Origin of the sequence: Mesorhizobium sp. M0598 (assembly GCF_040320865.1) — a bacterium.
In the GTDB taxonomy this organism is placed as follows: Bacteria; Pseudomonadota; Alphaproteobacteria; order Rhizobiales; family Rhizobiaceae; genus Mesorhizobium.
On record NZ_JAMYQL010000003.1, the window covers coordinates 115,289 to 140,761 of the forward strand.

Here is a 25,473-nt window from a genome sequence, read left to right on the forward strand (position 1 = left end):
ATGGATACGCTGACCCGCATGCGCGCCTTCATCGATGTCGTCGAGGCCGAAGGCTTTTCGGCGGCGGCACGCAAGATCGGCCGCTCGAAGGCGCTGCTGTCGAAATATGTGCGCGAGCTGGAGGACGAGCTCGGCGCGCTACTGCTCAACCGCACCACCAGGCAGTTCTCGATGACCGAAGCCGGCCACACCTATTACCGGCGCGCCTCGGAGATCGTGCGCGAGGTCGACAGCCTTGCCGATGCGGTGCGCGAATCCTCCGGCGACGTGCGCGGCAGGATCAAGCTGTCGGCGCCGCGCACCTTTGCCGACGCGCCGATCGGCCAATCGCTGATCGACTTCGCCAAGCAGCATCCCGACATCGTGCTCGACATTCATCTCGACGACCGCTTCGTCGATCTGGTCGAAGAGGGTTTCGATCTGGCAGTGCGCATTTCGCGGCTGGAAAATTCCTCACTGATCGCCAGGCGCCTGGCGCCGTTTTCGGTACGGCTTTGCGCGTCTCCCGAACTGATCGCCAAGCACGGCATGCCGGTCAGGGCGCAAGACCTTGCCCGCGTGCCTTGCATCATCGACACCAATGGCCGCTGGCTCACCAACTGGCCGTTCAAGGGCGACGGTGCCGATACGGTGAGTGTTTCGGTCTCCGGCCCGATCGAGGTCAACAGCCCGATGGCGGCGAGGGCGGCCGCCGTGGCTGGACTGGGGTTTTCCATCCTGCCGGATTTTATCGCCGCGCCCGACATCGAAAGCGGCAAGCTGGTGACTGCGCTGGATGACCGCATTCTGCCCGGCGGCGGCATTTTTGCTGTCTATCCGCACCGGCGCTATCTGCCTGCAAAAGTTCGCGTTTTCGTCGACTTCCTGGTGCAGTGGTTCAAGACGCTGGACAACGCATGAGCTTTCAGCCGCGTTGCGGTCCCATTTTCGCCCGCTTTCTGGTAACTGTCGGCAATTCACCGAAGCCGATTGAATCGCGACCGAGAATGCACCTGAAACGGCAAGCAATGATGCTGGCTTCGGCCTTGACCGCGACGTTTGCCGCCGTCGGACCGGCTGAGGTGCATCCCCACGTCTTCGCTGAAGCCCGCCTCGAAGTGGTCCTCGGCCCGGATCACCAAACTGTGAAGGCATTGCGCCATGTCTGGCGCTTCGATGATTTGTTTTCGAGCACGGTGATGATGGAGTTCGACAAGAATTCCGACCTGAAACTCGACGACAAAGAGCTGAAGGATGTCGCCGACACCGTCCATGCCTCGCTTGCCGAGTTCAACTATTTCCAGCTCGTCACCGTCGACGGCAAGGACGTGGCAATGACCCCGCCGCCTCATTTGATGGCCAATTTCGACAATGACCAGTTGATCATCCTGTTTGAATCTGAACCGAAGGTGCCGATCAAACTGAGCGGCAAGATAGATATCGGCGTCTACGACCCGACCTTCTACACCGCGATCGATTTCACCGAGGATGCCAATCTGCAGGTCGATGGGTTGCCGCCGACCTGCACCAGCAAGGTTGTCCGCCCGAACCCGGACGAGGCGATCGCCCAGAACCAGAAGACCCTGACCGAGGCCTTCTTCAACGATCCGACAGGCACCGACATGAGCAAGATCTTTGCCACCAAGCTTGAACTGACCTGTCAGCCGGAAGGATAGATCCAGTGACCAAACCGTCCCTGCGTTTGGCATTCGGTCTTCTGGCCGTCGCCTTTGTGATGACGCACTTTCTCGGCTCCGCCCACGCCCAGAGTTCACTCGGCATCGGCACGAATGACGGCATGGCTCCAACCGCCACCGGCCCGTTCGCCCACATCCTGATGTGGATCAATCTGCGCCAGCAGGAATTCTATCATGCGCTTGCCGGCGCGATGAAGGCGATGCGCCAGGACGGTAGCAAGTTGTGGCTGCTCATCGGCCTGTCCTTTGCCTATGGCATTTTCCACGCCGCCGGCCCCGGTCACGGCAAGGCGGTGATCTCTTCCTACATGGTGGCCAATGAAGTGGCGCTCCGGCGCGGCATCATGCTGTCCTTCGTCTCGGCCCTGCTGCAGGCGCTGACCGCGATCATGGTGATGCTGGTCGCCTATTTCTTGCTGCGCGGCACTGCTGTCTCGATGACAGACGCCGCATGGTTCCTCGAAATCATGAGCTATGTCTTCGTCACTCTGTTCGGCGCCTGGCTGCTGTGGCGCAAGGCCGGCCCGGCCATCCTTCGCCTGTTCGGCGCAAATCCGGGCTACAGCCTCTCGGCTGCCCATGCCGGCCATTCACATGCCGGCCATTCACATGCCCATGCGGCACATTCCCACGCGCTTGATGCGCATGACCACCACGATCATGCGCATGACCATCACGATCACGGCGCCCACGACCACGCCCATGCTGCGCACGATCACCACAGCCACGCGGCGGGCGAGGTCTGCGACACCTGCGGACACTCGCATGCGCCCGACCCGGCGCTGCTTTCCGGTGATCGCTTCGATTGGCGCACGGCCTGGTCGGCGGTGGCTGCCGTCGGTATCCGCCCCTGTTCAGGCGCGCTGATCGTGCTGAGCTTCGCCTTGCTGAATGGGCTGTGGTTCGGCGGCATCCTTTCGGTGCTGGCCATGGCGCTCGGCACCGCAATCACCGTCTCGGCCCTGGCGACGCTTGCGGTGACCGCGAAGAACTGGGCGGTGTATTTCGCCGGCGACGGCCGCATGGGCAACCGCATCCATTCGATCGTCGAGATCGGCGGCGCCGCCTTCGTCTTCCTGTTCGGCCTGCTGCTGCTCTCGGCCAGCCTGACTGGCGCCTGACCTCGTTGCGTCCGATCGGGGCGCTTTAACTAGGGATATTGCCCCCCAACTCGTCCTCGATATGGACGCGGATGATCTCGTCGAAGCTCGTTTCGGCGGCAAAGCCAAGCTCCCTCGAGCGCCGCGCCTCGAAGCGTGTCGGCCAGCCCTTGACGATCGCCCAGATCGTCTCGTCGGGCTCCTCGCGGATCAGTTTGGCCGCCTTGGCGCCGGCGACACGTTCCAGCGCCTCGATCTGCTCGCCGACAGTGACGGCAACACCCGGCATCGTCAGGTTGCGGCGCGGTCCGACGGCGGCGCCGTCGATCTGAGCCGCATGGATCAGGAAATTCACCGCCGAACGCGGGCTGGCGTGTGTGTGGACGACCGAGCGCGGCACCGGCAGGATCGCTTCATGGCCGCTCAGCGGCTCGCGGATGATACCGGAGAAGAACCCTGAGGCCGCCTTGTTCGGCTTTCCCGGCCTGACGCAGATGGTCGGCAGCCTGATGCCGATGCCGTCGAAGAAACCGCGGCGCGTATAGTCGGCAAGCAGCGCCTCGCCGATCAGCTTCTGTGTGCCGTAGGAGGTCAGCGGCGTCGGGTGGAACTCGTCCGGAATGATGTCGGGAAACGGTGCGCCGAACACGGCGATCGACGAGGTGAAGACGACGCGTGGCGTATAGGCGGCCAAGCGGATGGCATCGAACAGCGCCCTTGTGCCGTCGAGATTGACGCGATAGCCGAGATCGAAATTGGCCTCCGCCTCACCCGACACCACGCCGGCCAGATGGAAGATCACGTCGGGGCGCGGCGCGACCAGATTTGCGGTCGCTCCCGGTGCGGCAAGGTCGCCGGTGTGGAGGGTAATGCTGACACCTTCGAGCACCGGCGCTTGCGGCGGCACGATATCGTGAAGATCGAGCGCGGCGATCTTGCGGCCGCCGAGCGTCCCGTCCTTGGCCAACCTGGCGATGAGTTTGCGGCCGACCATGCCTGCCGCGCCGGTAATCAGAATGCGCATGTCACTTTCCCTTTTTGCGCTGGCTGCGGCTACGCAGCCAGAACACGACGAAGATTGCTACCATGAAGATCGCCGCGACGACGCCGGCAAGAACCGTCGAGACCTTGCCGACCGCCAGCATCACGGTTGGAAGATAATAGGCTGCGATGCCGAACAGCAGCAAAACCCAGGCGGCGCCGATCGCCGCATTGCGGGTGTCGCGGTCCATCACGCGGCGCCAGGGTGGCGAGAGTTCATGTCGATCGTTGCCAATGCCAGGAACTCCCGAAGTCAATGATAATGGCCGCGGTGCGGTGGCGTATCATGCGCATGCTCGTGCTCGTCATCATGCTCATGGCTGTCGGCACATCGGCCGAATTCCGGTTCGACCGTGGCATGGGCTATGCCATGTTCCGCCGCAAGCCGCTTCTTGATCGCGCTTACCGCCATATGCGCGTCGACGCCGTCATTGAGGCAGGCATGCAACGTCGCCATGTTGCTGGAGCCGTCGAGCGACCAGACATGCATGTGATGCACCTCGCGCACGCCCTTGACCGAGCCTTCGATGTCCCTCGCGATCAGGTCGCGGTCGAGGCTTGCCGGCACGCCCTCGAGCAGGACGTGAGCTGCCTCGCGCATCAGCGACCAGGCCGTGGACAGGATCAGCAGCGAGACCAGCATCGACAGGATCGGATCGATGGGCGTCCAGCCCGTCGCCAGGATCACCAGCGCCGCGACGATCGCCGCGGCCGAGCCGAGCAGGTCGCCGAGCACGTGCAGGATGGCGCCGCGCATGTTCAGGCTGCCGCGGTCGCCGCCATGCAGCACGTAGAACGAGCCGAGATTGACCAGCAGGCCGGCGATCGCGACGACCAGCATCGGCCCGCCGAGCACCGGAGCCGGCGCTTGCAAGCGGCCCCAAGCCTCGTAGACGATCCACAGCGCGATGGCGAAGATGGCGATGCCGTTGGTGTAGGCGACCAGCGTCTTGACCCGGCCGAAGCCGTAGGTGAGGCGCACGGTCGCCGGCCGGCTCGCAAGGTGAAGGCATACCAGGCAAGGCCGAGCGCGACGCAATCGGCAAGCATATGGCCGGCATCCGCCAGCAGGGCCAGTGAACCGGTGAAGATGGCGCCTAGCGTCTCCGCGACCATGAAGCCGGCGGTCAGGCAGGCAGCGATCAGCACGCGCTTCTTGTCGGTCGAGCCATGCACATGACCTGCGCCATGGCTGTGGTCGTGGCCCTGCGAAGCGTGGTCGTGGGAATGCGCCATCTATGAGCTCCTGCTAGAGCCTGGTCCATCCCGGCAGAATCGGGATGGAGGCTCTATCTTTTTATTTGACCATGATCTTTTCCGAAAACCGGATTCCACTTTTCGGGAGCATGGTCAGGCGCCGAACTCGGCGCGAAAATCCTCGAGCCGCCGCCTCTGCTGGCCATCGCTGTCGAAATTAGCCGGATCGAGCCACGCCTCATAGGCTCTGCGCAGATCAGGCCATTCCTTGTCGATGATCGAATACCACGCGGTATCGCGGTTTTCGCCCTTGACCACAAGATGCTGACGGAAAATGCCCTCGAACGTGAAGCCGAAACGTTCCGCCGCGCGCTTCGACGGCTCGTTTCGATTGTTGCATTTCCATTCGTAGCGGCGGTAGCCAAGCTCGTCGAAGACATACTTCATGAACAGGAACTGCGCTTCCGTCGCCGCCGGCTTACGCGAGATCAGCGGGCCCCAATAGATGTTGCCGATCTCGATGACGCCGTAGGCGGCGTCGATACGCATCAGCGTCTGCCGCCCGGCGACCTTGCCGCTGGCCTTGTCGATGACGGTAAAAAACAGGGGGTCTTCGCTGGCTTCGGCCTTGTCCAGCCATGGCTGGAAGGCGGCACGGCTCTCCGGCGGGTAGTCTGGCAGCCAGGCGAAGCGGCCGTCGACATCGGCCACCGACGAGGCCTCAAACAGGCCGTCGCCGTGCTTTTCGGCGTTGAGCGGCTCCAGCCTGACAGTGCGCCCCTCCAGCACCTTGCGTTCGGGCCGCGGGCGCGGTTGCCAATTCTTGAGATTTTCCGACACCGAAAACTCCAATCCGTTTGACTTTTGCGGGCGGACGCTCACAAAAACGCACGCTCGCTGAAAGAACCACACGGACGGGAAAAATGCTCCACACGATTTCGGCCTTCGACCGCCTCGGCGAGGAAAATGCGTTCGCGGTGCTGGCGCGTGCCACGGCACTTGCCCACCAGGGCCGCGACATTGTCAATCTCGGCATCGGCCAGCCCGACTTCAAGACGCCGCAGCACATCGTCGAGGCCGCGATCAAGGCGCTGCGCGACGGCCATCACGGCTATACGCCGGCCAACGGCCTGCTGGCGACGCGCGAAGCGGTGGTCCGCCGCACGCTGGCCACCACCGGCGTCGAAGTCTCGCCGGAAGCGGTGATGATCCTGCCCGGCGGCAAGCCGACCATGTTCGCGGCCATCCTGATGTTCGGCGAGCCGGGTGCCGAAATCCTCTATCCCGATCCCGGCTTTCCGATCTACCGCTCGATGATCGAGTTCACCGGTGCTGCCCCCATCCCGGTGCCGATGCGCGAGGAGAACGGCTTTGCCTTTTCGGCTGCGGAGACCTTGGCGCTGATCACCCCGAAGACCAGGCTGCTGATCCTCAACTCGCCCGCCAATCCGACCGGCGGCGTCACGCCTCGCGCCGAGATCGAAAAGCTGGTCAGGGGGCTGCAAGCGCACCCGGACGTCGCCATCCTCTCCGACGAGATCTACGACGTGATGACCTATGACGGCGAGACGCACTGCTCGCTGCTCGCCTTCCCTGAAATCCGCGACCGGCTGATCGTGCTCAACGGCTGGTCGAAGACCTGGGCGATGACCGGCTGGCGCATGGGCTGGTCGATCTGGCCGAATGGCGACAAGGGCGCGCATCTCTACGACAAGGTGCGCAAGCTCGCGGTCAATTGCTGGTCCTGCGTCAACGCACCGAGCCAGTATGCCGGCATAGCCGCCATCGACGGCCCGCAGGACGATGTCGACAAGATGATGCGCGCCTTCGACCGCCGCAGGAAGGTCGTGGTCGAGGGGTTGAATGCCTTGCCCGGCGTTTCCTGCATTACGCCGAAAGGCGCCTTCTATGCCTTCCCCAATGTTTCCAAGACCGGCTGGAAGGCCAAGAAGCTCGCCTCGGCTCTGCTCGAGGATGCCGGCGTGGCGCTGATCGGCGGCCCCGATTTCGGCATTCTCGGCGAAGGCTATGTCAGGCTGTCCTACGCCAATTCCGAGGAGAACATCCTGCGCGCGCTGGAGCGGATCGAGGCGTTCCTGGCGAAGTGAGGACGACGAAAGGAGAAGCCAGATGTTCTATGCCATTCTTGCCTATCACGAGGAAGAAGCGATTACGGCACTGACGCCTGAGCAGGATGCGGCGCTGATGACCGATCTTCTCCAGATCAACGATCGGCTCTACCGGCAAGGCACCCTTGGGCCGGCGGCCCGGCTCGGCGCGACACAAGACGCCTGCACCTTGCGCGGGCCAGGCACCGGAATGGTTATCGACGGCCCCTTCGCCGAGACCAAGGAACAATTGCTGGGGCTCTATGTCGTCGACTGCGCCACCCGTGACGCTGCCATCGACATTGCGCGCGACCTTCGCCGCGTCAATCCGACCGCCGTCTACGAAATCCGCCCGATTTCGCTATATTTACCCGGCGTGCCGCTTCCGGTCACCCGGCCCTGATTTAGGACCGGGTTGAGACCAATTTAGCCTCGCCCGACAAATGGCATCTTCGTCGCCATCACGGTCATGAACAGCACGTTGGCGTCGAGCGGCAGGCTGGCCATATGGAGGACGGCATCGGCGACGCGCTCGACATCCATCACCGCTTCGGCGGCAATGGTGCCGTTGGCTTGCGGCACGCCGACCGTCATCGCCTGCGCCATGTCGGTCAGCGCGTTGCCGATGTCGATCTGGCCGCAAGCAATGTCGAAGGGCCTGCCGTCCAGCGCCAGCGTCTTGGTCAGCCCGGTGATGGCGTGCTTGGTCGCCGTATAGGGCACCGAGCCCGGCCGCGGCGCATAGGCCGATACCGAGCCGTTGTTGATGATGCGGCCGCCCATCGGCTGCTGCCTGCGCATGGCGCCGAACGCGGCGCGAGCACACAGGAACGAGCCGGTGAGATTGACCCCGACGATGTCGTTCCACACGTCGACCGGGATGTCGTCGATCAACGTCGATTTGTAGCTCGTGCCGGCATTGTTGAAGAGCAGGTCGACGCGCCCGAAAGCCGCAGCCACCGTCTCGAACAGATCGTCGACCTGATCGGCCTTGCTGATGTCGCAGGCGAAGGCCAATGCCTTGGCCTGCGTCGGCCCGGCCGCGGCGATCGCATCCTCCAGCACCGGCTTGCGGCGACCGCAGAAGACCGTGTTCCAGCCGGCCTTGAGCAGCGCCGTGGCGACGCTTTTGCCGATGCCCGTACCGGCGCCGGTGACGATGGCGGTTTTAGAGTCGGTCATGGCTGTACTCCCTGAAAGGGATGAGGCATCGCAAATGACGGGAACCATGGCAAGCCGGCGCAACGGCGCGTGCTACAAAAAGGGCGGTCATTGGCGACCGCCCCTGATCCGAACCGGGCTTGGGAGGAGGAAAGCCGATCCGACTGCCTGAATCATGCGCCCACCGGATTAACGAGAAGCTAACGCCAACGGCGCACCGGGTTTCCGCCGCCCTACTTTCAAGCTACCAGCGCGAACCGCTCACCGGCTTGGCCGTGCTGCCCGCTGCCGGCACCTTCGCCGCCGTCACCGTCGCCTCGACATGATCGACCAGGGCGTCCGGCAGGCCGAGACGGCCGGCAAGCAGGTCGAGATAGCCGCGTTCGGCCCGCGTGTCCGGATCGATGGCAAGACGCGAGGCGGTGTAGAGTTCCAGCTTTTGCGCATCGGTCTTGGCCCCTGCGATCAGCACATCCAGATCGAGCGGCGCCTCGAGTTCCGACATCAGGAATTTCTCCGCTTCGGCGCCGACGCCGGCGAGGCTGAGCTTGCCGGCGATCTTCTGCCGCTCTTCGTCATCGACATGACCGTCGGCCTTCGCCGCCGAGATCATCGCCCTGACCAGCGTCAGCGTGAATTCGTCTTCGCCCTGCGGCGCTTGCGACGGATGGAACGCGGTATCGGCCGGCGGCGGCAGCAATTCCGGTTCGCCTGCAGCTTGCGTCTTGGCCGGCACGTTGCCGTTCTTGTAGTTCTGGTAGGCCTTGTAAGCGAGGCCGCCGATCGCAGCCAACCCACCAAGCTTCACCGCCGCACCGGTGACCTGGCGGCCTGGGCCGGTTCCGAGCAGCACCGCGGCCAGCGCACCGGCGGCAAGCGGATTGTCCTTGGCCATCTGCACCGCCTGCCCGGCCTTGTCGCGGACGGTCGATCCGGTGCCGGGAATTTGCGAGCCGAGCAGATCGTCGAGGAGCTTCTTGGGATCGAACATCTATGCCTCCAGAATTGGCCCGGCCGAAGGTGCGCGGGCAGGTTTGCACGTCGAAGACCTAGGTCCCGCAGTTTGACATTACAATGACGCGGCGCATCCTTTTGCCCGCTGCCACGCATGAGCTCGAATGGAGGTCTGCTGGGATTTCACGCGGAAATTAAAGTGCTGCAGCCTCCATCCGCGCCAAAAAACGCGTGTCGAAACCAGCTTCGACTTCGAGTAATGTCGCGGCACGTCGCTTGGGAGGAGCCTGGCATGACCGATGAGACAGACCGCCAGCCGGCACGCGATCCCCAGGAGCTGGAGCGCCTGCTGATTTCGCGGCAGTGGGTCGGAGACATTGACGGCATGGCCGCGCTTTTTGAGCCCCATGCAGTCATCGACAGCGGTGGCGGACAACTGACGTTCGGCCGCGAAGCCATCCGGGGGCTGTTCGCGGAGATCACCGCAACCGGCCGAAAATTTCAGTCCGGAGATCAGCGCCCGGCTGTCGTCAATGGCGACCTGGCGCTCACCTCGACCCGGCTTCCCGATGGTACCATCACCACCGAGGTCGCGCGCCGGCAGAACGACGGGACATGGCTGTGGGTCATCGATCGCTTCTCTGTTGCTTGACGTGAAGTTGCTTAACGTGAAGCTAACTTCCGATATGGCGATCGCCGCGCGCTTGCGCCAGCTCGACCTGGTGCTGGCGCTCGGCGTAGCGGGCGCGATCTTCGTCCGAGCGGGCATCGAAGCAATGCGGGCATGAGATGCCGGTGGCATATTCCGGCGACAGCCGGTCTTCTGCGGCCAGCGGATGCCGGCAGGCGCGGCAGAGTTCGGCGTCGCCTTCGAGCAGCCCGTGCGATACCGAAACGCGCTCGTCGAAAACGAAGCATTCGCCTTGCCAGAGGCTCTGTTCGGCGGGCACGTCTTCGAGATACTTCAGAATGCCGCCCTTGAGGTGGAAAACATCCTCGAAGCCGAGCGACTTCACATAGGCCGTCGCCTTCTCGCAGCGTATGCCGCCGGTGCAGAACATGGCGACCTTGCGCCCCTCGAGCTCATGCCGATGCTGCTCGACCCAGGCCGGGAATTCGCGGAAGCTGTTGGTGGTAGGATCGACAGCGCCCTTGAAGGTGCCGAGCGACACCTCGTAGGCGTTGCGCGTGTCGATGACGATGGTGCCCGTATCCGAGATCAGTGCATTCCAGTCGGCCGACGCTACATAGGTGCCTGCACCTGCCGCCGGATCGATATTGTCCACGCCCATGGTGACGATCTCGCGCTTCAACCGCACCTTCATACGATGGAACGGCATCGTTGCGGCGCTGCTGTATTTGATCTCGAGGCCGGCGAGACCGTCGATGGATTCGAGATGATCGATGAGCGCCGCGATTGCCGTTTCACTGCCGGCGACCGTGCCGTTAATGCCCTCACGCGCCAAAAGCAGCGTGCCTTTGATGCCGCGTGCGCAGCAGAAGGCGGCGAGCGGCGCGCGCAGCGCCTCGAAGGTGTCGAGCCGGGCGAAGCGGTAAAGCGCGGCAACGCGGAAGGCTTGGCTGGGAAGTGTCATCACCAAGCCACTAAACGCTCACGACAGCCGGATCAAGGCAGAGCCGGGAGCGGTCTGATCGCGGAAGGTTTCGAACACCACGCGTGACATCGCGACACGCCGCGTTTCGTGGACAGAAAAACCGCCTTCTGCTAACCGGTCGACTTGATCAACAGAGGAGAGACGACGAATGCCCAGCACGACCGAAAAGCTCCTGTCGCTCCTCAACGGCCAGCCGGTCATACCGGTGCTGAAGATCGCCAATCCCGCCGACGCGGTGCCGCTGGCCCGGGCGCTGGCCAGCGGTGGCCTGCCGGTGATCGAGATCACGCTGCGCACCGCCGACGCGCTGGAGGCGATCCGCCGGGTGGCAGGCGAGGTCGAAGACGCGGTCGTCGGCGCCGGCACCATCCTGGACGCCCGCCAGTTCGGCGAGGCGGCGGCCGCCGGTTCGAAGTTCATCGTCAGCCCCGGCATCACCCGCGAGCTTCTCGCGGCAGCCAAGGACAGCGACGTGCCGTTGCTGCCCGGCGCCATTACGCCGGGAGAGGTCATGGCCGCCCGCGAAGCCGGCCTGCGCTTTCTGAAATTCTTCCCGGCCGAACAGTCGGGCGGCATTGCCTCGCTCAAGGCTTTCGCCGCGCCGCTTGCCGACGTGAAATTCTGCCCGACCGGCGGTATCACCGGCAAGAACGCCGCCGACTACCTCAGCCTGCCCAACGTCATCTGCGTCGGCGGTTCCTGGGTGGCGCCGGACGATCTGGTCAAGGCCGGCAAATGGGACGAGATCGAAGCCTTGGCGCGCGCTGCGAGCAAGCTCGGGCGCTAGCACCTTCTGCATGAAGAAAACCGCCGCCGATCTGGCCGATCTGGTTCGCCGGCTGGTTCCCGCTCATGGGCTCGAACCACGATTCACGCCTTCAAAGGGCGCTGTCCTACCATTAGACGAAGCGGGAGAATGCCGACCAGTGGTTAGCATCCCTGGATGAATGAAGCCAGTGCCGGCGGTGGAGGCAGCCGCGCGAGGTGCCCAGCGCGGCCTACTCGGTCTTGAAGCGGGCCACCGACATGAACTTGACGGCTTTGCCGGTGAACCGGTTTGCGTCGGCCATCTCGTTGCCCGGCTGGAAGCCTATCGTATAGACCTCGCTCGGTGCCGTACGGACGAAGTCGTAGGCGTAGCGCGGCGCCGTTGTCGCATCTGAAACGGTTGCGACATACTCGCCGCTGTGCAGCGCCCACCGGGCGGCCTGCGGCGCGGCGGCGACCACCACCGGCTTGGGGCCGGGCTTCAGGTCGCGGGCGGTGGCCCTGGGTTCCTTGCGTGTGGTTTTCACGCCCGCTCCGATGACGGCCGCCGGATCGGAGCCTGCCGGGCGGGCAACGATGGCCTCGCGCGGCGATGCCCCGTCGCTCGATGCCCCGTCGTCGCTCGCCGGTTCCTCGAACACCGATGCTTGCTCGGAAAGCGACGCGACCTTGTATTCGTCGGTCGCGCTGACCCTTTCCAGAACGGCCTTGACCTCGTCGGGCTGGGAACTGTCGGGCCGCGCCGACGGCAATACCGAGAATGCGTCGGTGGCGGTGTTGCTCCGCTCGGCCGCACTCGCCAGCGCCAGCAACACTTGCTTGTCCTGCGGCGCAAGACCCGCCGGCGAAAGATCGGCCGGCAGCGAATGATCGGGCCGCCAGCTCGGCACGGGAATGTTGTTTGCAGCGACCTGCACCGGGCCGGCCGCAGCAGACGGGTCTGCTATGCCGAACGGAACATTTGCCGGTGCCACACTGGCCGGCGTCACGCTTGCCGGCGCTTGCGCGGTCGCCACCGCCTGTTCAGTCGATCCAGCCGCATCCGCCACGCCGAACGGAACGTTTTCAGGCGGCTGAGCGCCGACGTCGGTCTTCGGGCGCGGAGCAAAAGCCGGCAGCGGGATGCTGCGCGCAGGCAATGCCGCGATGATCGTCTCCGGCGTGTCGTTCTCCGGTTCAGGCGCAGGCGCCGGAGCATCGGCGACTTCCGGAATCTGAGCGCGCTTGGCATCCTGAGGCGCCACGATGGCAATGCCAGGCAGGTTGCTGCTCTTGGCGGACGGCGCCGGCTTCACGTTACGGGGCTTTGGCGCCGGCTCGGCCATCGCCACGTCGGCGCTGTCGTCCGCCTCGTCGTCGCCACCGCCGAAGAGGGCTGCCAGGAACCCACGGGATTTTTTGGCACCGCCGCTTGCGCTGGCGAGTTCGATGGCCGGCGCGCCGGCGCCCTTGCGGGCTTTGTAGGAGGCGAGCGCCTGTTGATAGCCAGGCAGCGGCTTGCCGTCGCTCGGCACATGCAGCGTCTTGCCGTTGGGGAACACGCGCGCCAGTTCCTGGCGGCTGATGCCGGGCCAGTGGCGTACATTGCCGACATCCATATGCACGAAGGGCGAGCCGGAGCTGGGATAGTAGCCGACGCCGCCGCCCTGCATCCTGAGGCCGACGTCGCGCAGCTTCTTCAGCGGCACGCCGGGAATATAGAAATCCATCGCCCTGCCGAGCATGTGCTGGCTCTTCTCGGCGACGCCCCTGCTGCGGCTGCGCAGCATCGAATTCGTGGCCGGCGAACGATAGCCGCAGACGACCTGGATGTAATCGGTGGCGCCGCTCTCCCGATAGGCCTCCCAGACCAGGTCCAGCAGGCGCGGATCCATCTTGGTCGGCTCGTTGCGACGCCAGTCGCGCAGGATGATGTTGATCTTTCGCAAGCCCGCCTGGTCGTAGCGGCCATTGCGCTTATAGACGATCTCCGCCTTTTCATGCGTGTGGAGATGATAGAGCTTCAGCGAACGTGTCTCGGCGCTGGCGCCGGTTGCCGCCGCTGCAAGGAACCCGACGGCAACAATCACCGCTGCCAGCCATCTCGGCCAGACGCTCATGTGATAATGCCGCCCGTTTTCGTGTCGTTCGATTCTGTTCAAATCAAAAGGCCTTGCAGGCTGCCGTTTTGTCCCCGGATTTGACCAAACGGATGCGTGGTGTGTGCATCCGAATATCGATCCTAATGGTTAATCATCGCTTATTGAAGCCGAAATGCGGTAACACGGTGGCGACATCCCGCCAAAAATATTGCGCAGGATATCTTGGTAAACCGCTGGTTTAGATCATGTTTTGGCGCCAGCTCGAAACACGATCTGTTACCGTCCGCCTTAATACGTGAACACTGTGGCGAACACATCATTTCGACGCGCAGTTGCGTGGAATGATGTCCGGATGAGAACCGGCCTGGCCCTGTGACTCAGGAAGCGAGCCGTTCGACGCGGCCGGTTTCCGGGTCGATGCCGTATTCCTTGAGCTTGCGGTAGAGCGTCGACCGGCCGATGCCGAGGCGGCGGGCGACTTCGCTCATCTGGCCGTTGTAGTGATCGATGGCGAGCTTGATCATTTCGAGTTCGACGTCGGCCAGCGCACGCACATTGCCGCGCTCGTCGAGCGCCCGCAGCGTGCCGAAACGAGGCTTGGCTGGTGCATCGGCGTCGGCGGCTGCGATGCCGCCAGCGGCGGATATGTTGTCGCGCGGCTGGCTGCCCGAAGCCACTCCGGAAGCTGGCCACCCTGGAGCTGGCAAGGCGATACCCGCATCGAGATTGACCGTGCCCTCGATTTGCGCCCGGATCTGCGGGAACTCTTCTTCGGTCAGCATGTCGCCGTCGGCAAGCACCGAAGCCCGGAAGACGGCATTTTCGAGCTGCCTTATGTTGCCCGGCCAGTCATAGGCCTGCAGCATGGCAAGCGCCGCAGCCGAGATGCCCCGCAGGCGGTGACGCGGATCGGCGGGCGCCACCTTCTCCATGAAGTGCTCGACCAGATAGGGGATGTCGTCGCGACGGTCGCGCAATGGCGGCACGAAGATCGGATAGACGTTCAGCCGGTAGAACAGGTCCTCGCGGAACTTGCCGTCCTTGACCTGCTGCAGCAGGTTGCGATGGGTTGCCGAGATCAGCCTGATGTCGACCCTGACGGCCGAGCGCCCGCCAACCGGATCGACCTCGCCGTCCTGTACGGCGCGCAACAGCTTGACCTGCACGTCGAGCGGCAGGTCGCCGATTTCGTCAAGGAACAGCGTGCCGGTGTGCGCTTCGACGAACTTGCCGGTATGTTTTTCGGTGGCGCCGGTGAACGAGCCCTTCTCGTGCCCGAACAGGATCGATTCGACCAGATTGTCGGGGATGGCGCCGCAATTGACGGTGACGAAGGGTTTCGAGCGGCGGTCGCCGCTGCCCTGGACGGCGCGCGCCACCAGTTCCTTGCCGACGCCGGATTCACCTTCGATCAGGATCGGAATGTTGGACGCCGCCGCCTTGCGGCCGAGCCGGATCACCCGATCCATCGCCGGACTGTGGGTGATCATGTCCTTGAATGTCAGATGGCCGCCACGCTGTCGTGACGAGCGCTTCACTTCGCCTTCGAGCGCTTCGACCTTGAGGGCGTTGCCGATCGACGCCTGCAGCCTGTCGGGAGAGGCCGGCTTGACGACGAAGTCGAAGGCGCCGTGACGCATTGCCGAAACGACGGTTTCGATGCCGCCCTGCGCGGTCTGCACGATGACGGGAATGTGGATGCTACGCTCGCGCATCGCCTTCAGCACGCCGATGCCATCGAGCCCGGGCATCATAAGGTCTAGGATGACCACCGACACGTCGCGCGCATTGGGTCCGTCGACAAACTCGAGACCCGCCTCGCCGCCATCGGCGACGATCGCGGTGTGGCCGAATTTCGTCACCGCCGCCTCGAGAAGCCTGCGCTGCACGGGATCGTCATCGACTATGAGTATGGAAGCTGCCATGACTGATCCGACCGTGCCCGCCCGAGAATGCGCCCTATGGATCATCTTGGCACAGGGTTCTAAATAAGCTTTCAAAAAACCCGGTGAATGAATTCCTTAGGATTTGACCGGCTTCTCGTTTCCTCGAATTTTTGTGTCTGGAAGGATCGGCAATGCGCATGGTTTTTGCTCGAAAGCTGGCGGCGGCGCCCGGTCAGGGCGTGGCGGAGCTTGGCGACCTGCCGGAATGGAATCTGGCCGATCTCTATTCGGGCATGGAAGCGCCCGAGTTGAAGCGCGACATCGCCAAGGCCGCCGTCGATGCCATCGCCTTCGAGAGCCGTTGGAAAGGCGCGCTCGCCGCCGAGGCCGGGCGTGGCAGCGCCGGCAGGCTTGGCGAGGCGCTTCAGGCCTATGAAGCGCTGGAGGAGCTGATCGGCCGCATCGTCTCCTATGCCGGGCTTGTCTATGCCGGCAACACGTCGGATCCGCAGCGCGCCAAGCTCTATGGCGACATCCAGGAAAAGATGACCGATGCCAGCGCGCACCTGCTGTTTTTCGCGCTCGAGCTGAATCTCATCGACGATAGCGCGATCGAAACCGCACTCGCCGCCGATCCGGCCTTCGCCCATTACCGGCCCTGGGTGCTCGATCTGCGCAAGGACAAGCCCTATCAGCTCGAAGACCGCATCGAGCAGCTCTTCCATGAAAAATCGATCACCGGGCGCGGGGCCTGGAACCGCCTGTTCGACGAGACGATGACCGATTTGCGCTTCGACGTCGACGGCGAGGAGCTGACGCTGGAGCCGGCACTCAATCGCCTTCAGGATGCCGACGGCGAGGTGCGCCGCCGGGCATCCGAGGCGCTGGCCACGACCTTCCGCAAGAATTTGCGCGTCTTCACGCTGGTCACCAACACGCTGGCCAAGGACAAGGAGATTTCCGACCGCTGGCGCGGCTTCGAGGACATTGCCGATTCCCGCCACCTCGCCAACCGCGTCCAAAGCAGCGTGGTGGATGCACTCGCCGCCGCGGTTCGCGACGCCTATCCACGCCTGTCGCATCGCTATTACGCGATGAAGGCGCGCTGGCTCGGCATGGAGGTGATGAACCACTGGGACCGCAATGCGCCCCTGCCGGAGACCCCGCAGGCGGTCATCGGCTGGGACGAGGCCAAGAACACCGTGCTTTCCGCCTACCAGCGCTTTTCGCCCGACATGGCGGAGATCGCCAGAACTTTCTTCGACCGCAACTGGATCGATGCACCGGTGAGACCCGGCAAGTCGCCTGGCGCCTTCGCGCATCCGACCGTGCCTTCGGCGCATCCCTATGTGCTGCTCAACTACATGGGCAAGCCGCGCGACGTGATGACGCTGGCGCACGAACTCGGCCACGGCGTGCACCAGGTGCTGGCCGGCGGCCAGGGCGCCTTGATGGCGTCGACGCCGCTGACGCTGGCCGAAACCGCATCGGTGTTCGGCGAAATGCTGACCTTCCGCTCGCTGCTCGAGCAGACCACCGACAAGCGCGAACGCAAGGCCATGCTCGCCCAGAAGGTCGAGGACATGATCAACACGGTCGTGCGCCAGATCGCCTTCTACGAGTTCGAGCGCAAAGTGCATGCCGAGCGCAGGAGCGGCGAACTGACCTCCGACAAGCTCGGCCAGTTCTGGTTGGAAGTGCAGGCGGAAAGCCTCGGGCCGGCGATCAAGCTGCGCGAAGGATACGAGATTTTCTGGACCTATATCCCGCACTTCATCCACTCGCCTTTCTACGTCTATGCCTACGCATTCGGCGATTGCCTGGTGAACTCGCTCTACGCGGTCTACCAGAACGCCGAGCGCGGCTTTCAGGAGAAATATTTTGCCATGCTGCGCGCCGGCGGCACCAAGCATCATTCCGAGCTTCTGGCGCCGTTCGGCCTCGACGCGGCCGACCCTGCCTTCTGGCAGATCGGGCTTGGCGTGATCAGCGGACTGATCGACGAGCTGGAAGCACTGGACAATTGATGCGCAACACTGGGTGATGCGCAACACCGGGTGACCGGGTTTTCCAGAACAGTTTAGCTGCAATGCATATTGGCGATGGTTCTATTCTTGTCTTGGATATTTGTTCTTAAATAACTTTCCATGGAAGTTTTCCGTTAGATTCCCGTAAGCTGTATGATAGCGTCCGCCCTCAAGCTCAGCCGGGCATGAATGGGTCAGGTCGGAAAATCCCGACCGGTCATGGCGTGTCGGCGGATGCGACAACGGCTGTTGGCCAGGGGCAAACCGGTCGCCGACGGCTCGATCGAAGCCGGCTGTTCTGCAAATTGCGGAACCACCATCGAATGGTCCTTCGCCGAGGTCATGGCTCTACAGGCCAGGGCGGACGGATCGGACTGGAGAGAGAAAGACAATGGGCACTTTTTTCTACATGCTCCTGGCGTTCCTGGTAGGTGTGTTGGTTGGCTGGTTCATTTGGGGACGCCTGCGTGGCGAACTCGACAGTTTGCGCGGCGATCTAGACCGCACGCGCAGCGAACGCGACAGATTGCGGGCCGATAGCGACCGTCTGACCGGTGAGTTGGATGCATGCGGCCGCGCCCGCGCCGATCTCGAACGCCGGCTGGGCGAGGCGAAAACCACCCAGGCGCCAACCGCGAAGGCGGCAACAGCCAAGGCGCCAGCCGCCAAGACCGGCGCGACCAAAGCCGCGATGCAGGCGCCGTCAACGCTGATGTCGACATCCGCACCAGCCAAACCGGCGCCGAAGAAATCTGCAACGGCGAAGGCCGCGACCGCGCCACGCGCAACTGCCGCGAAAACGGCAACGCCGAAACCGCCTGCATCGAAAGCGAGCGCCGCGCCGACGACCGCGCCAGCGGCAAGCAAGGCTGCGCCGGCGGCAAGCAAGGCCGCGCCATCTGCAAAGAAAGCCGCGACCGGCAAGGCAACAGCCACCGCGGCAGGCAAAGCCAACGATCTGCGTCGCCTGATCGGCATCGGCCCGACCAACGAGCGGCTGCTCAAAGGGCTTGGGGTCACGACCTATGCCCAGATCGCCGCCTGGACACCCGACGATGTCAAGCGGATCGAGGCGACGTTGAATTTCGACGGCCGTATCGAACGTGAACGCTGGATCGAGCAGGCGAAACTGCTTGCCGCCGGCGACGAAAAGGAATTTGCGCGCCGCTTCCCGACCGCGGGAGAAGCCAGCAACACCTGATCCATCGCAGGCGGCATCTGGAACAAGGCGGCGCCCACTGGCGCCGCTTTTGTTTTTGCCGCCGCGCCTTTGCGTCTTGAGACGCCGTTCCCTCGATTGCGCACGGTCGAGCCCCCATATAGATCGATCGCTGGTGACCGCAGCATCCGAGCCTTATGTCCCTGCCCTTTGCAATTTTCAGGAACGACGAGACCGCGCGGCAGCTCGTTTTCGACCGGCCGGCCGAGATAATCGCAGCGCATGGCGAGGCGGACTTTTTGCCGGCGCTGGAAGCCGCGCAGGCTGCACATGACGGCGGCAAATGGCTGGCCGGTTATTTCTCCTACGAGGCCGGTTACCTGCTCGAACCCAAGCTCGTTCCGCTGCTGCCGGCCGGCCGCCGCGCCCCGCTTTTCTGCCTCGGCGTGTTCGACGCGCCAGTCGAGGAGACGATCGCGCCAGGCGATCTGCCGGCTAGCAACGGCCCAATCTTCGACGCCAAGGCAGCCTGGTCTTCGGACGACTACGCCAAACGCTTTGCCAGGCTGCATGACCACATCCGCAAGGGCGACTGCTACCAGGGCAATCTGACCTTTCCGGTCCATGCGCAATGGTCGGGCGATCCGCTGGTCGCCTTCAACGCGCTGACCGAACGCCAGCCGGTGAAGTATGGGGCGCTGGTCGCGCTCGGCGATCCGATCGTCTTGTCGCGTTCGCCCGAACTGTTCTTCGAGGTGGACGCGGAAGGCATGATCGAGACGCATCCGATGAAGGGCACCGCGCCGCGCGGCGCAACAAAAGCCGAGGACGATCGCCTGAAAGCGTTCTTGCGCAACGACGAGAAGAACCAGGCCGAGAACCGGATGATTGTCGATCTCCTGCGCAACGACATTTCACTGATCAGCGAGGTTGGCACGCTCGATGTGCCGGAGCTTTTCCGCATCGAGAGCTACCCGACCGTCCACCAGATGGTGAGCCGTGTGCGGGCGAAACTCTTGCCCGGCCTCGCCATCCGCCAGATTTTCGCCGCGCTGTTCCCCTGCGGCTCGATTACCGGCGCACCGAAGATCCGCGCTATGGAGATCCTGCGCGAGCTGGAAGGTGGCCCGCGCGATGTCTATTGCGGCGCCATAGGCTGGATCGCGCCCGGCGGCCGGATGCGCTTTTCCGTGGCGATCCGCACCATCTCGCTCTTTGCCAATGGCGAGGCGGTCTACAATGTCGGCGGTGGCGTCGTCTTCGATTCGACAGCCGAAGAGGAGTACCAGGAGTGTCTGCTGAAAGCCCGTTTCGCGACGGGAACACTGCCGATTTCGAACTGATCGAAACAATGCGCTGGGAACCCGGCTCTGGCTTCCTCCGTTTCGACCGCCATCTCGCGCGGCTTTACGGCTCGGCAAGCGAACTCGGTTTCGCCTGCGATCCGCAAAGGGTCGGCGAAGCGCTGATGAATGCGGTCGGCCACCAACAGATCGCGTTGCGCACACGCCTCGTCCTGTCGCGCAAGGGCGAAGTCGCGGTTTCGGCGCAGCCTTACGAGCCGCTCGCCGCAGACAAGGTCTGGACACTTCAACTGGCACGGGTGCGGCTTGATTCGAGCGACACGCTGCTGCGTCACAAGACCAGCCGCCGACAACCCTATACGCGCGCCCGCGCCGAATATCTCGCCAGCCGCGCCGACGAGGTGCTGCTCGCCAATGAGCGCGGCGAAATCTGCGAGGGCACGATCACCAACGTCTTTGCCGATTTCGGCGACGGCGTGCTGGCCACGCCGCGGCTCGATTGCGGCCTGCTGCCTGGCGTCCTGCGCGGCGAACTGCTGGATCAAGGCCGCGCCGGTGAAGCGGTCTACACGTGGAACGAACTGAAATCGGCCAAGGCGCTGTTCGTCGGCAACTCGCTGCGCGGATTGATCCCGGCGCGGCTGGGCTGAAGCATCGGGAGACAACAATGTTCGTGGTTTCGCTGAACTACAAGGTGCCGCTGACCGAGATCGACCGCTTGCAGCAAGCACATGTCGAGTGGCTGAAGGCCTGCTATGCGCAAGGTATCTTTGTCGCCTCCGGGCCAAAGCGGCCAAGGACCGGCGGCATCATCATCGCGCGCGGTCCACGCGAGGTGCTCGATGCCAGACTGGCGGACGATCCCTTCGCCAAGGCAGGTGCCGCCGATTACGAAATCACCGAATTCACGGCGAGAATGGCCGCCGCCGCACTGGAAGCCTACAAAGAGGCATGAGTTTCCGCCCGCCGACCCACACACCCTATGACGGCTCGTCGAAACTGTTCACCATCGGGCTGAAGCCGCTCAATCTCGATAGCTGGATCGAGGTCGACGAATATCTGCTGCCCTACCTTGCCGAGAAACGCCGGCTTTACGCGGAAATTCCCGACAAGGTCTTTGTCGAGGAGCAAGCAACGCGCGACGCCCAGCGCGAAGTGCTCGATCTGCTCGGTGCGCATCTGGCGGCGAACTTTCCGGAGACCCACAGGCGTACCGACAATGCGATCGAGGTGATCGACGGCACCGACAATCTCGAGGGCTCGGGCACCCCAGCTTCTTTCAGCGATGCGCCGCTTATCGCCGCCTCGCTGCTCGTCCAGGAGGATTTGATCCTGATGCGCCGCGACGACAGCGGCTGGCGTCTGGCCGCCGGCTCGCTCTGCTTCCCCTCGTCATGGTCGCTGATCGAAAAATTCGGCAAGCCGCTGCAGCAGATCCACGCACCGGTACCGGGTTTCGGTCCAGGCACACGCCCGGCCGAGCTCATCAACCGCATGTTCGACGGACTCCAGGGCCAAGCCGTCGAGCGCTACAACTGGTCGATCCAGGCGGGCGACGCACTCTACCACCCGCTCTCCAACCTCGAACGCATCGACCGCGCCAGCAGTCGCCCGTCGAGATTCCCGGATGGCGACATCGACGCCCATGCCTTTATCCGCGTCGAGCGGCAAACGCTGAGAAAGCTCCCCGTTTCGGGCGACGTACTCTTCACCATCCGCATCCATCTCGACCCGCTCGCCGTGCTGGAGCGCCACCGCGACCGCGCGGCACTCGCGGCGTCCTTGGCCGAACAACTTCTGGCGCTGGACGAGGCACAACTCGACTACAAGGGGATGACCGCCGACCGTGACCGGCTGGTGGAAACACTGAAAATGATCGCTTTGGGGGAACAATGATCCAGCATCTTAGCAGGCCGGTCACGTTCATGGCCGCGATCCTGGTACTGTCGACAGCAGCTGAGGCGGTGCCGGTGACTTATGCCGGCAAGCTTGGAAAAAGCGATATCGTCGTCGAATTCACCGGCGACCCCGCGACCGCCGACGGCCCGCTGGCCGGCCGCTACTTCTACCGCTCGAAGGGCGTCGATATCCCGCTGCAGGCCAAGTTGCAGAAGGGCAGCAAGTTCGAACTGGCCGAGGAGGAGGCATGCGGCGCCGATAATTGCGATGACGGAAAGGCCGCGCCGATTGCCGCCGTCTGGCGCCTGGCCTCATCCAGTAACGGCAAAACCCTTGAAGGCAGCTGGAACGGAAAGAGGGCGCTACCGCTCAGATTGGAACGGGTCGCAAGTCGGCAAGTGACCGGGAACGAGCCCAGCACCCCGCTCGATCTCTACGATTTCAGCTTCATGAAGTTCTTCGGCAATGACACGCCGCTCACCATGGAAACGTCCCCTTATGACTATCTGCGGATGGACACTCAGCTCGATAACGGCAAGACGACTGGTTGGCCGGACGCAACCTACCGCTATGTCGTCGACCCCCGCACCAGGTTTGCCACGCCGCGCATTGTCGAACTGTCCGGCGACGTTCCGATCGAGGCCGCGAATGCTCTGCTGCAAGAGAGGCACTGGCGCGCAAACATCGGCGCACTGGGCTGCGTGGCGGCGCAATATGCCGGTTTCAACGAAGGCGGGCCGATTGACGGTATGAACGGCGGCACGCTCGGCGGCTATGAGGACAGCACATTCGAAGTGACCTCGCTGACGTCGCGGCTGATGAGCTGGCGGGAGTCCGGCAGCATCTTCTGCCGCGGAGCGCATCCGACCAACTATTCGGACGCCTACATCATGGATGTGCGGCGCGGCGTCCTGCTTGGCCTTCAGGACATTTTCTCGGATACGGTGGATGGCAAGCCCGGTCCTTCCCTGGCCTCCTTCGTCAAGCAGCGGCGCAAGAAACCGATCGATCAGACCGATATCGATCACGAAGCCGAATGCGGCATGGACGATCTCATCGGCGAATATCTAGCGGTCAGCCTCTGGCGTGAGGGCGACAAGCAGGTACTGGTGTTCGGGCTCCAGACCCTGCCGCATGCCATCCAGGCCTGTGCCGACGATCTGCTGGAACTACCGGTCTCCGAGGCACGTGACCTCTTCAAGCCTGCATTCGCAAGACTGGTCGAGCCGTAGCCGGGATGGCGCGGCGTGAGGCCGGCCGTCCGCTTTTCGCTTTATTGTGACAATGATCTATGGTTTGTCGCGCCGCGGCCAAGCCGCTGTTCCGAAGCGTTTTTTGAGGGAGTAATCGATAAATGGCGAACGAAAACTGGCCCGTTTACGGTGAGATCACCGGCCCTGTAGTGATGATCGGCTTCGGCTCGATCGGACGGGGAACGCTGCCGCTGATCGAGCGCCATTTCAAATTCGACAAGTCGCGCATGACGGTCATCGACCCGCGCGACACCGATCGTAAATTGCTCGACGAGCGCGGCATCACCTTCATGCAGGATGCGGTGACCAAAAAGAACTACAAGAAGCTGCTGACACCACTTTTGACCAATGGCGGCGGCCAGGGCTTTTGCGTCAACCTGTCGGTCGACACTTCCTCGCTTGAGCTGATGAAGCTCTGCCGCAAGCTTGGCGTCCTCTATATCGACACGGTGGTCGAACCCTGGCTCGGCTTTTATTTCGACGAGAAGGCCGACAACGCCTCACGCACCAACTATGCGCTGCGCGAGACCGTACGTACTGAAATCGCGAAGAACCCGGGCGGCACCACGGCGATCTCGTGCTGCGGCGCCAATCCCGGCATGGTCTCGTGGTTCGTCAAGCAGGCACTGGTCAACCTCGCCACAGATCTTGGCCTCGACTTCTCGGAACCCGCGCAGCACGATCGCGAAGGCTGGGCCAGGCTGATGAAGAAGGCCGGCGTCAAGGGCATCCATATCGCCGAGCGCGACACCCAGCGCACCAAGAAGCCCAAGCCGATGAACGTGTTCTGGAACACCTGGTCGGTCGAAGGCTTCATTTCGGAAGGGCTGCAGCCGGCCGAGCTCGGCTGGGGCACGCATGAGGCGTGGATGCCGAAGAACGCCAAAAGCCACAAGAACGGTTCGAAGGCCGCGATCTATCTGGAGCAGCCCGGCGCCAATACACGCGTGCGCACATGGTGTCCGACGCCCGGCCCGCAATACGGTTTCCTGGTGACACACAACGAAGCGATCTCGATCGCCGATTTTTTCACCTTGCGCGGCAAGAAGGGCAAGGTGCAATACCGGCCGACCTGCCATTACGCCTATCATCCCTGCAACGACGCCGTGCTGTCGCTGCACGAGATGTTCGGTGTCGCCGGCAAGGCTCAGCCCGTGCATCACGTGCTCGACGAAAATGAACTGGTCGATGGCGTCGACGAACTCGGCGTGCTGCTCTACGGCCACGCCAAGAACGCCTACTGGTACGGCTCGCAGCTGTCGCTGGCCGAGGCGCGCAAGCTGGCGCCCTATCAGAACGCCACCGGCATGCAGGTCACGTCGGCGGTGCTGGCCGGCATGGTCTGGGCGCTGGAAAATCCCGAGGCCGGCATCGTCGAAGCCGACGAGATGGATTACAAGCGCTGCCTCGACGTGCAGAACCCATATCTCGGGCCGGTCAGGAGCTATTATACCGACTGGACGCCGCTCGACAATCGGCCTGGTCTGTTTCCCGAGGATCTCGACACCAAAGACCCGTGGCAATTCCGCAACATCCTCGTTCGATAGCAGCGTTGCCTCGACACTCCGCCAGCTTGCAATCGCCCGGAAATCGGGCGATTGAAGAGGGGCGGCCTAGAGCGACGTGCGTCCATTTGGACGCACAAAGTACGCTCTAGCACTTTGAATGTGCGCATCGTGCTTTCCGAAAATCGGATCGATTTTGGGCCGATGCGAGAGGAGAGGATCTTGAAAATGACGATTGCGCAAAGACTGCTTTCGGCTGGCATTGCCGCGGCCGCTACGGTCGCGTTGGCGGCCTGCACGACAACCGGCCCAGGCGAGCCGCCGGTGATCACGGCCAAGGGGGTTGAAGGCTCCTGGATCGACGCGCAGGGCACGGGCTTGTCGACCTTCAAGGGCGGCAGCTTCGCGACGGTCGCCACCGATACCGGCCAGAAGCTTGCCGATGGCAGCTACACCATGACCGGCGGCACCTCGGTCGAGATCCATGGCACGTCGCTGATCCGCCAGACGCCGATCAGCTTCAACTGCCTGATGGTCTCCACCAGCCAGCTCAATTGCACCAGCGCGAGCGGGCAGAATTTTGTGCTGACCAGGCGCACCTGAAATTCGATTCCGAATTGACTTTGCAAAAGGCGGCGGCTTCAAGCCGCCGTCTTCTTTTTACGCCGGCAAAGCTGATGCCGATTTCCGCTTGCATCGACTGAAACGCGATGTGAACATGGCCCTAGAGGGCTGTTA

At 63.4% G+C, this 25,473-nt stretch carries 25 protein-coding genes, 1 tRNA gene and 1 pseudogene; 16 read left to right on the forward strand and 11 right to left on the reverse strand.

Features of this window, described 5'->3' with window-relative positions; all coding sequences use genetic code 11:
* The 3 genes from NKI59_RS05500 (at nucleotide 1) to NKI59_RS05510 (ending at nucleotide 2,797) form a co-directional block, all read left to right on the forward strand.
* On the forward strand, nucleotides 1-900 hold the full coding sequence (locus NKI59_RS05500; RefSeq protein ID WP_352588045.1) for a LysR family transcriptional regulator: 900 nt from the start codon (nucleotides 1-3) through the stop codon (nucleotides 898-900).
* A gap of 86 nt (nucleotides 901-986) precedes the next feature.
* Nucleotides 987-1,655: a DUF1007 family protein gene (locus NKI59_RS05505; RefSeq protein WP_352564924.1), complete on the forward strand. Its 669-nt coding sequence runs from the start codon at nucleotides 987-989 to the stop codon at nucleotides 1,653-1,655.
* A gap of 5 nt (nucleotides 1,656-1,660) precedes the next feature.
* The gene (locus NKI59_RS05510; RefSeq protein ID WP_502901024.1) at nucleotides 1,661-2,797 is read left to right on the forward strand and encodes a nickel/cobalt transporter; all 1,137 of its coding nucleotides are present in this window, start codon (nucleotides 1,661-1,663) and stop codon (nucleotides 2,795-2,797) included.
* A 25-nt stretch (nucleotides 2,798-2,822) separates the two neighbouring features.
* On the opposite strand, the gene denD is transcribed toward NKI59_RS05510, so the two are convergent.
* The 4 genes and pseudogenes from denD to NKI59_RS05530 all read right to left on the reverse strand — a co-directional run bounded on the left by denD (nucleotide 2,823) and on the right by NKI59_RS05530 (nucleotide 5,854).
* Nucleotides 2,823-3,800: a D-erythronate dehydrogenase gene (gene denD, locus NKI59_RS05515; RefSeq protein WP_352702850.1), complete on the reverse strand. Its 978-nt coding sequence runs from the start codon at nucleotides 3,798-3,800 to the stop codon at nucleotides 2,823-2,825.
* Between the two features lies 1 nt (nucleotide 3,801).
* A complete protein-coding gene (locus NKI59_RS05520) occupies nucleotides 3,802-4,008 on the reverse strand; it encodes a hypothetical protein (RefSeq protein WP_352448198.1) in 207 nt (68 codons plus the stop codon).
* 62 nt (nucleotides 4,009-4,070) lie between these two features.
* Nucleotides 4,071-5,053, reverse strand: a pseudogene (locus tag NKI59_RS05525) (cation diffusion facilitator family transporter).
* Nucleotides 5,054-5,167: 114 nt separating this feature from the next.
* Nucleotides 5,168-5,854 (reverse strand): GNAT family N-acetyltransferase, encoded by a 687-nt coding sequence (locus NKI59_RS05530; RefSeq protein WP_352702853.1) that lies wholly within the window; start codon nucleotides 5,852-5,854, stop codon nucleotides 5,168-5,170.
* Nucleotides 5,855-5,937: 83 nt separating this feature from the next.
* On the opposite strand from NKI59_RS05530, the gene NKI59_RS05535 reads away from it, so the two are divergent.
* Nucleotides 5,938-7,122 carry a pyridoxal phosphate-dependent aminotransferase gene (locus NKI59_RS05535; RefSeq protein ID WP_352488769.1) on the forward strand — a complete coding sequence of 395 codons (1,185 nt, stop codon included), beginning with the start codon at nucleotides 5,938-5,940 and terminating at the stop codon, nucleotides 7,120-7,122.
* A gap of 22 nt (nucleotides 7,123-7,144) precedes the next feature.
* Entirely contained in the window at nucleotides 7,145-7,525 is a 381-nt protein-coding gene (locus NKI59_RS05540) for a YciI family protein (RefSeq protein ID WP_352702855.1), read from the forward strand.
* Nucleotides 7,526-7,548: 23 nt separating this feature from the next.
* Here NKI59_RS05540 and NKI59_RS05545 read toward each other — a convergent pair whose 3' ends face one another.
* Together NKI59_RS05545 and NKI59_RS05550 are read right to left on the reverse strand one after the other, a co-directional pair.
* Nucleotides 7,549-8,304: an SDR family oxidoreductase gene (locus tag NKI59_RS05545; RefSeq protein ID WP_023675411.1), complete on the reverse strand. Its 756-nt coding sequence runs from the start codon at nucleotides 8,302-8,304 to the stop codon at nucleotides 7,549-7,551.
* A gap of 223 nt (nucleotides 8,305-8,527) precedes the next feature.
* On the reverse strand, nucleotides 8,528-9,274 hold the full coding sequence (locus NKI59_RS05550; protein ID WP_352682432.1) for a tellurite resistance TerB family protein: 747 nt from the start codon (nucleotides 9,272-9,274) through the stop codon (nucleotides 8,528-8,530).
* Nucleotides 9,275-9,529: 255 nt separating this feature from the next.
* On the opposite strand from NKI59_RS05550, the gene NKI59_RS05555 reads away from it, so the two are divergent.
* Nucleotides 9,530-9,889 (forward strand): YybH family protein, encoded by a 360-nt coding sequence (locus NKI59_RS05555; RefSeq protein WP_352682433.1) that lies wholly within the window; start codon nucleotides 9,530-9,532, stop codon nucleotides 9,887-9,889.
* Nucleotides 9,890-9,911: 22 nt separating this feature from the next.
* Here NKI59_RS05555 and trhO read toward each other — a convergent pair whose 3' ends face one another.
* Nucleotides 9,912-10,832: an oxygen-dependent tRNA uridine(34) hydroxylase TrhO gene (gene trhO, locus NKI59_RS05560; RefSeq protein ID WP_502897341.1), complete on the reverse strand. Its 921-nt coding sequence runs from the start codon at nucleotides 10,830-10,832 to the stop codon at nucleotides 9,912-9,914.
* Nucleotides 10,833-10,850: 18 nt separating this feature from the next.
* Nucleotides 10,851-11,012 (reverse strand): hypothetical protein, encoded by a 162-nt coding sequence (locus NKI59_RS05565; protein WP_352588071.1) that lies wholly within the window; start codon nucleotides 11,010-11,012, stop codon nucleotides 10,851-10,853.
* Here NKI59_RS05565 and NKI59_RS05570 point away from each other — a divergent pair.
* Nucleotides 11,002-11,640 carry a 2-dehydro-3-deoxy-phosphogluconate aldolase gene (locus NKI59_RS05570; protein ID WP_352682438.1) on the forward strand — a complete coding sequence of 213 codons (639 nt, stop codon included), beginning with the start codon at nucleotides 11,002-11,004 and terminating at the stop codon, nucleotides 11,638-11,640. The genes NKI59_RS05565 and NKI59_RS05570 overlap by 11 nt on opposite strands.
* A gap of 53 nt (nucleotides 11,641-11,693) precedes the next feature.
* Here NKI59_RS05570 and NKI59_RS05575 read toward each other — a convergent pair.
* From NKI59_RS05575 to NKI59_RS05585, 3 genes are all read right to left on the reverse strand, one after another.
* Nucleotides 11,694-11,767, reverse strand: a tRNA-Gln gene (locus NKI59_RS05575).
* 84 nt (nucleotides 11,768-11,851) lie between these two features.
* The gene (gene mepK, locus NKI59_RS05580; RefSeq protein ID WP_352702860.1) at nucleotides 11,852-13,720 is read right to left on the reverse strand and encodes a peptidoglycan L,D-endopeptidase MepK; all 1,869 of its coding nucleotides are present in this window, start codon (nucleotides 13,718-13,720) and stop codon (nucleotides 11,852-11,854) included.
* 359 nt (nucleotides 13,721-14,079) lie between these two features.
* Entirely contained in the window at nucleotides 14,080-15,627 is a 1,548-nt protein-coding gene (locus NKI59_RS05585; protein WP_352702863.1) for a sigma-54-dependent transcriptional regulator, read from the reverse strand.
* Between the two features lie 152 nt (nucleotides 15,628-15,779).
* Between NKI59_RS05585 and NKI59_RS05590 the strand changes: the two genes are divergently transcribed.
* The 9 genes from NKI59_RS05590 (at nucleotide 15,780) to omp10 (ending at nucleotide 25,338) form a co-directional block, all read left to right on the forward strand.
* Entirely contained in the window at nucleotides 15,780-17,615 is a 1,836-nt protein-coding gene (locus NKI59_RS05590; RefSeq protein ID WP_352702865.1) for a M3 family oligoendopeptidase, read from the forward strand.
* A gap of 391 nt (nucleotides 17,616-18,006) precedes the next feature.
* On the forward strand, nucleotides 18,007-18,816 hold the full coding sequence (locus tag NKI59_RS05595; RefSeq protein ID WP_352702867.1) for a helix-hairpin-helix domain-containing protein: 810 nt from the start codon (nucleotides 18,007-18,009) through the stop codon (nucleotides 18,814-18,816).
* Between the two features lie 155 nt (nucleotides 18,817-18,971).
* On the forward strand, nucleotides 18,972-20,117 hold the full coding sequence (locus tag NKI59_RS05600) for an aminodeoxychorismate synthase component I (protein ID WP_352702869.1): 1,146 nt from the start codon (nucleotides 18,972-18,974) through the stop codon (nucleotides 20,115-20,117).
* Complete coding sequence (locus NKI59_RS05605; protein ID WP_352702871.1) at nucleotides 20,066-20,728, forward strand: aminotransferase class IV family protein; 663 nt, start codon at nucleotides 20,066-20,068, stop codon at nucleotides 20,726-20,728. The genes NKI59_RS05600 and NKI59_RS05605 overlap by 52 nt, the downstream gene beginning before the upstream one ends.
* Nucleotides 20,729-20,745: 17 nt before the next feature.
* Nucleotides 20,746-21,033, forward strand: a complete 288-nt coding sequence (locus NKI59_RS05610; RefSeq protein ID WP_352448216.1) for a YciI family protein — start codon at nucleotides 20,746-20,748, stop codon at nucleotides 21,031-21,033.
* A complete protein-coding gene (locus NKI59_RS05615) occupies nucleotides 21,030-21,974 on the forward strand; it encodes a heme-dependent oxidative N-demethylase family protein (protein ID WP_352702874.1) in 945 nt (314 codons plus the stop codon). The genes NKI59_RS05610 and NKI59_RS05615 overlap by 4 nt, the downstream gene beginning before the upstream one ends.
* Complete coding sequence (locus tag NKI59_RS05620) at nucleotides 21,971-23,209, forward strand: hypothetical protein (RefSeq protein WP_352702876.1); 1,239 nt, start codon at nucleotides 21,971-21,973, stop codon at nucleotides 23,207-23,209. Before NKI59_RS05615 ends, NKI59_RS05620 begins: the two co-directional genes overlap by 4 nt.
* A gap of 122 nt (nucleotides 23,210-23,331) precedes the next feature.
* A complete protein-coding gene (locus NKI59_RS05625; RefSeq protein WP_352576117.1) occupies nucleotides 23,332-24,777 on the forward strand; it encodes a homospermidine synthase in 1,446 nt (481 codons plus the stop codon).
* 186 nt (nucleotides 24,778-24,963) lie between these two features.
* Nucleotides 24,964-25,338, forward strand: a complete 375-nt coding sequence (gene omp10, locus NKI59_RS05630) for an outer membrane lipoprotein Omp10 (RefSeq protein ID WP_023720183.1) — start codon at nucleotides 24,964-24,966, stop codon at nucleotides 25,336-25,338.
* Nucleotides 25,339-25,473: the final 135 nt, after the last annotated feature.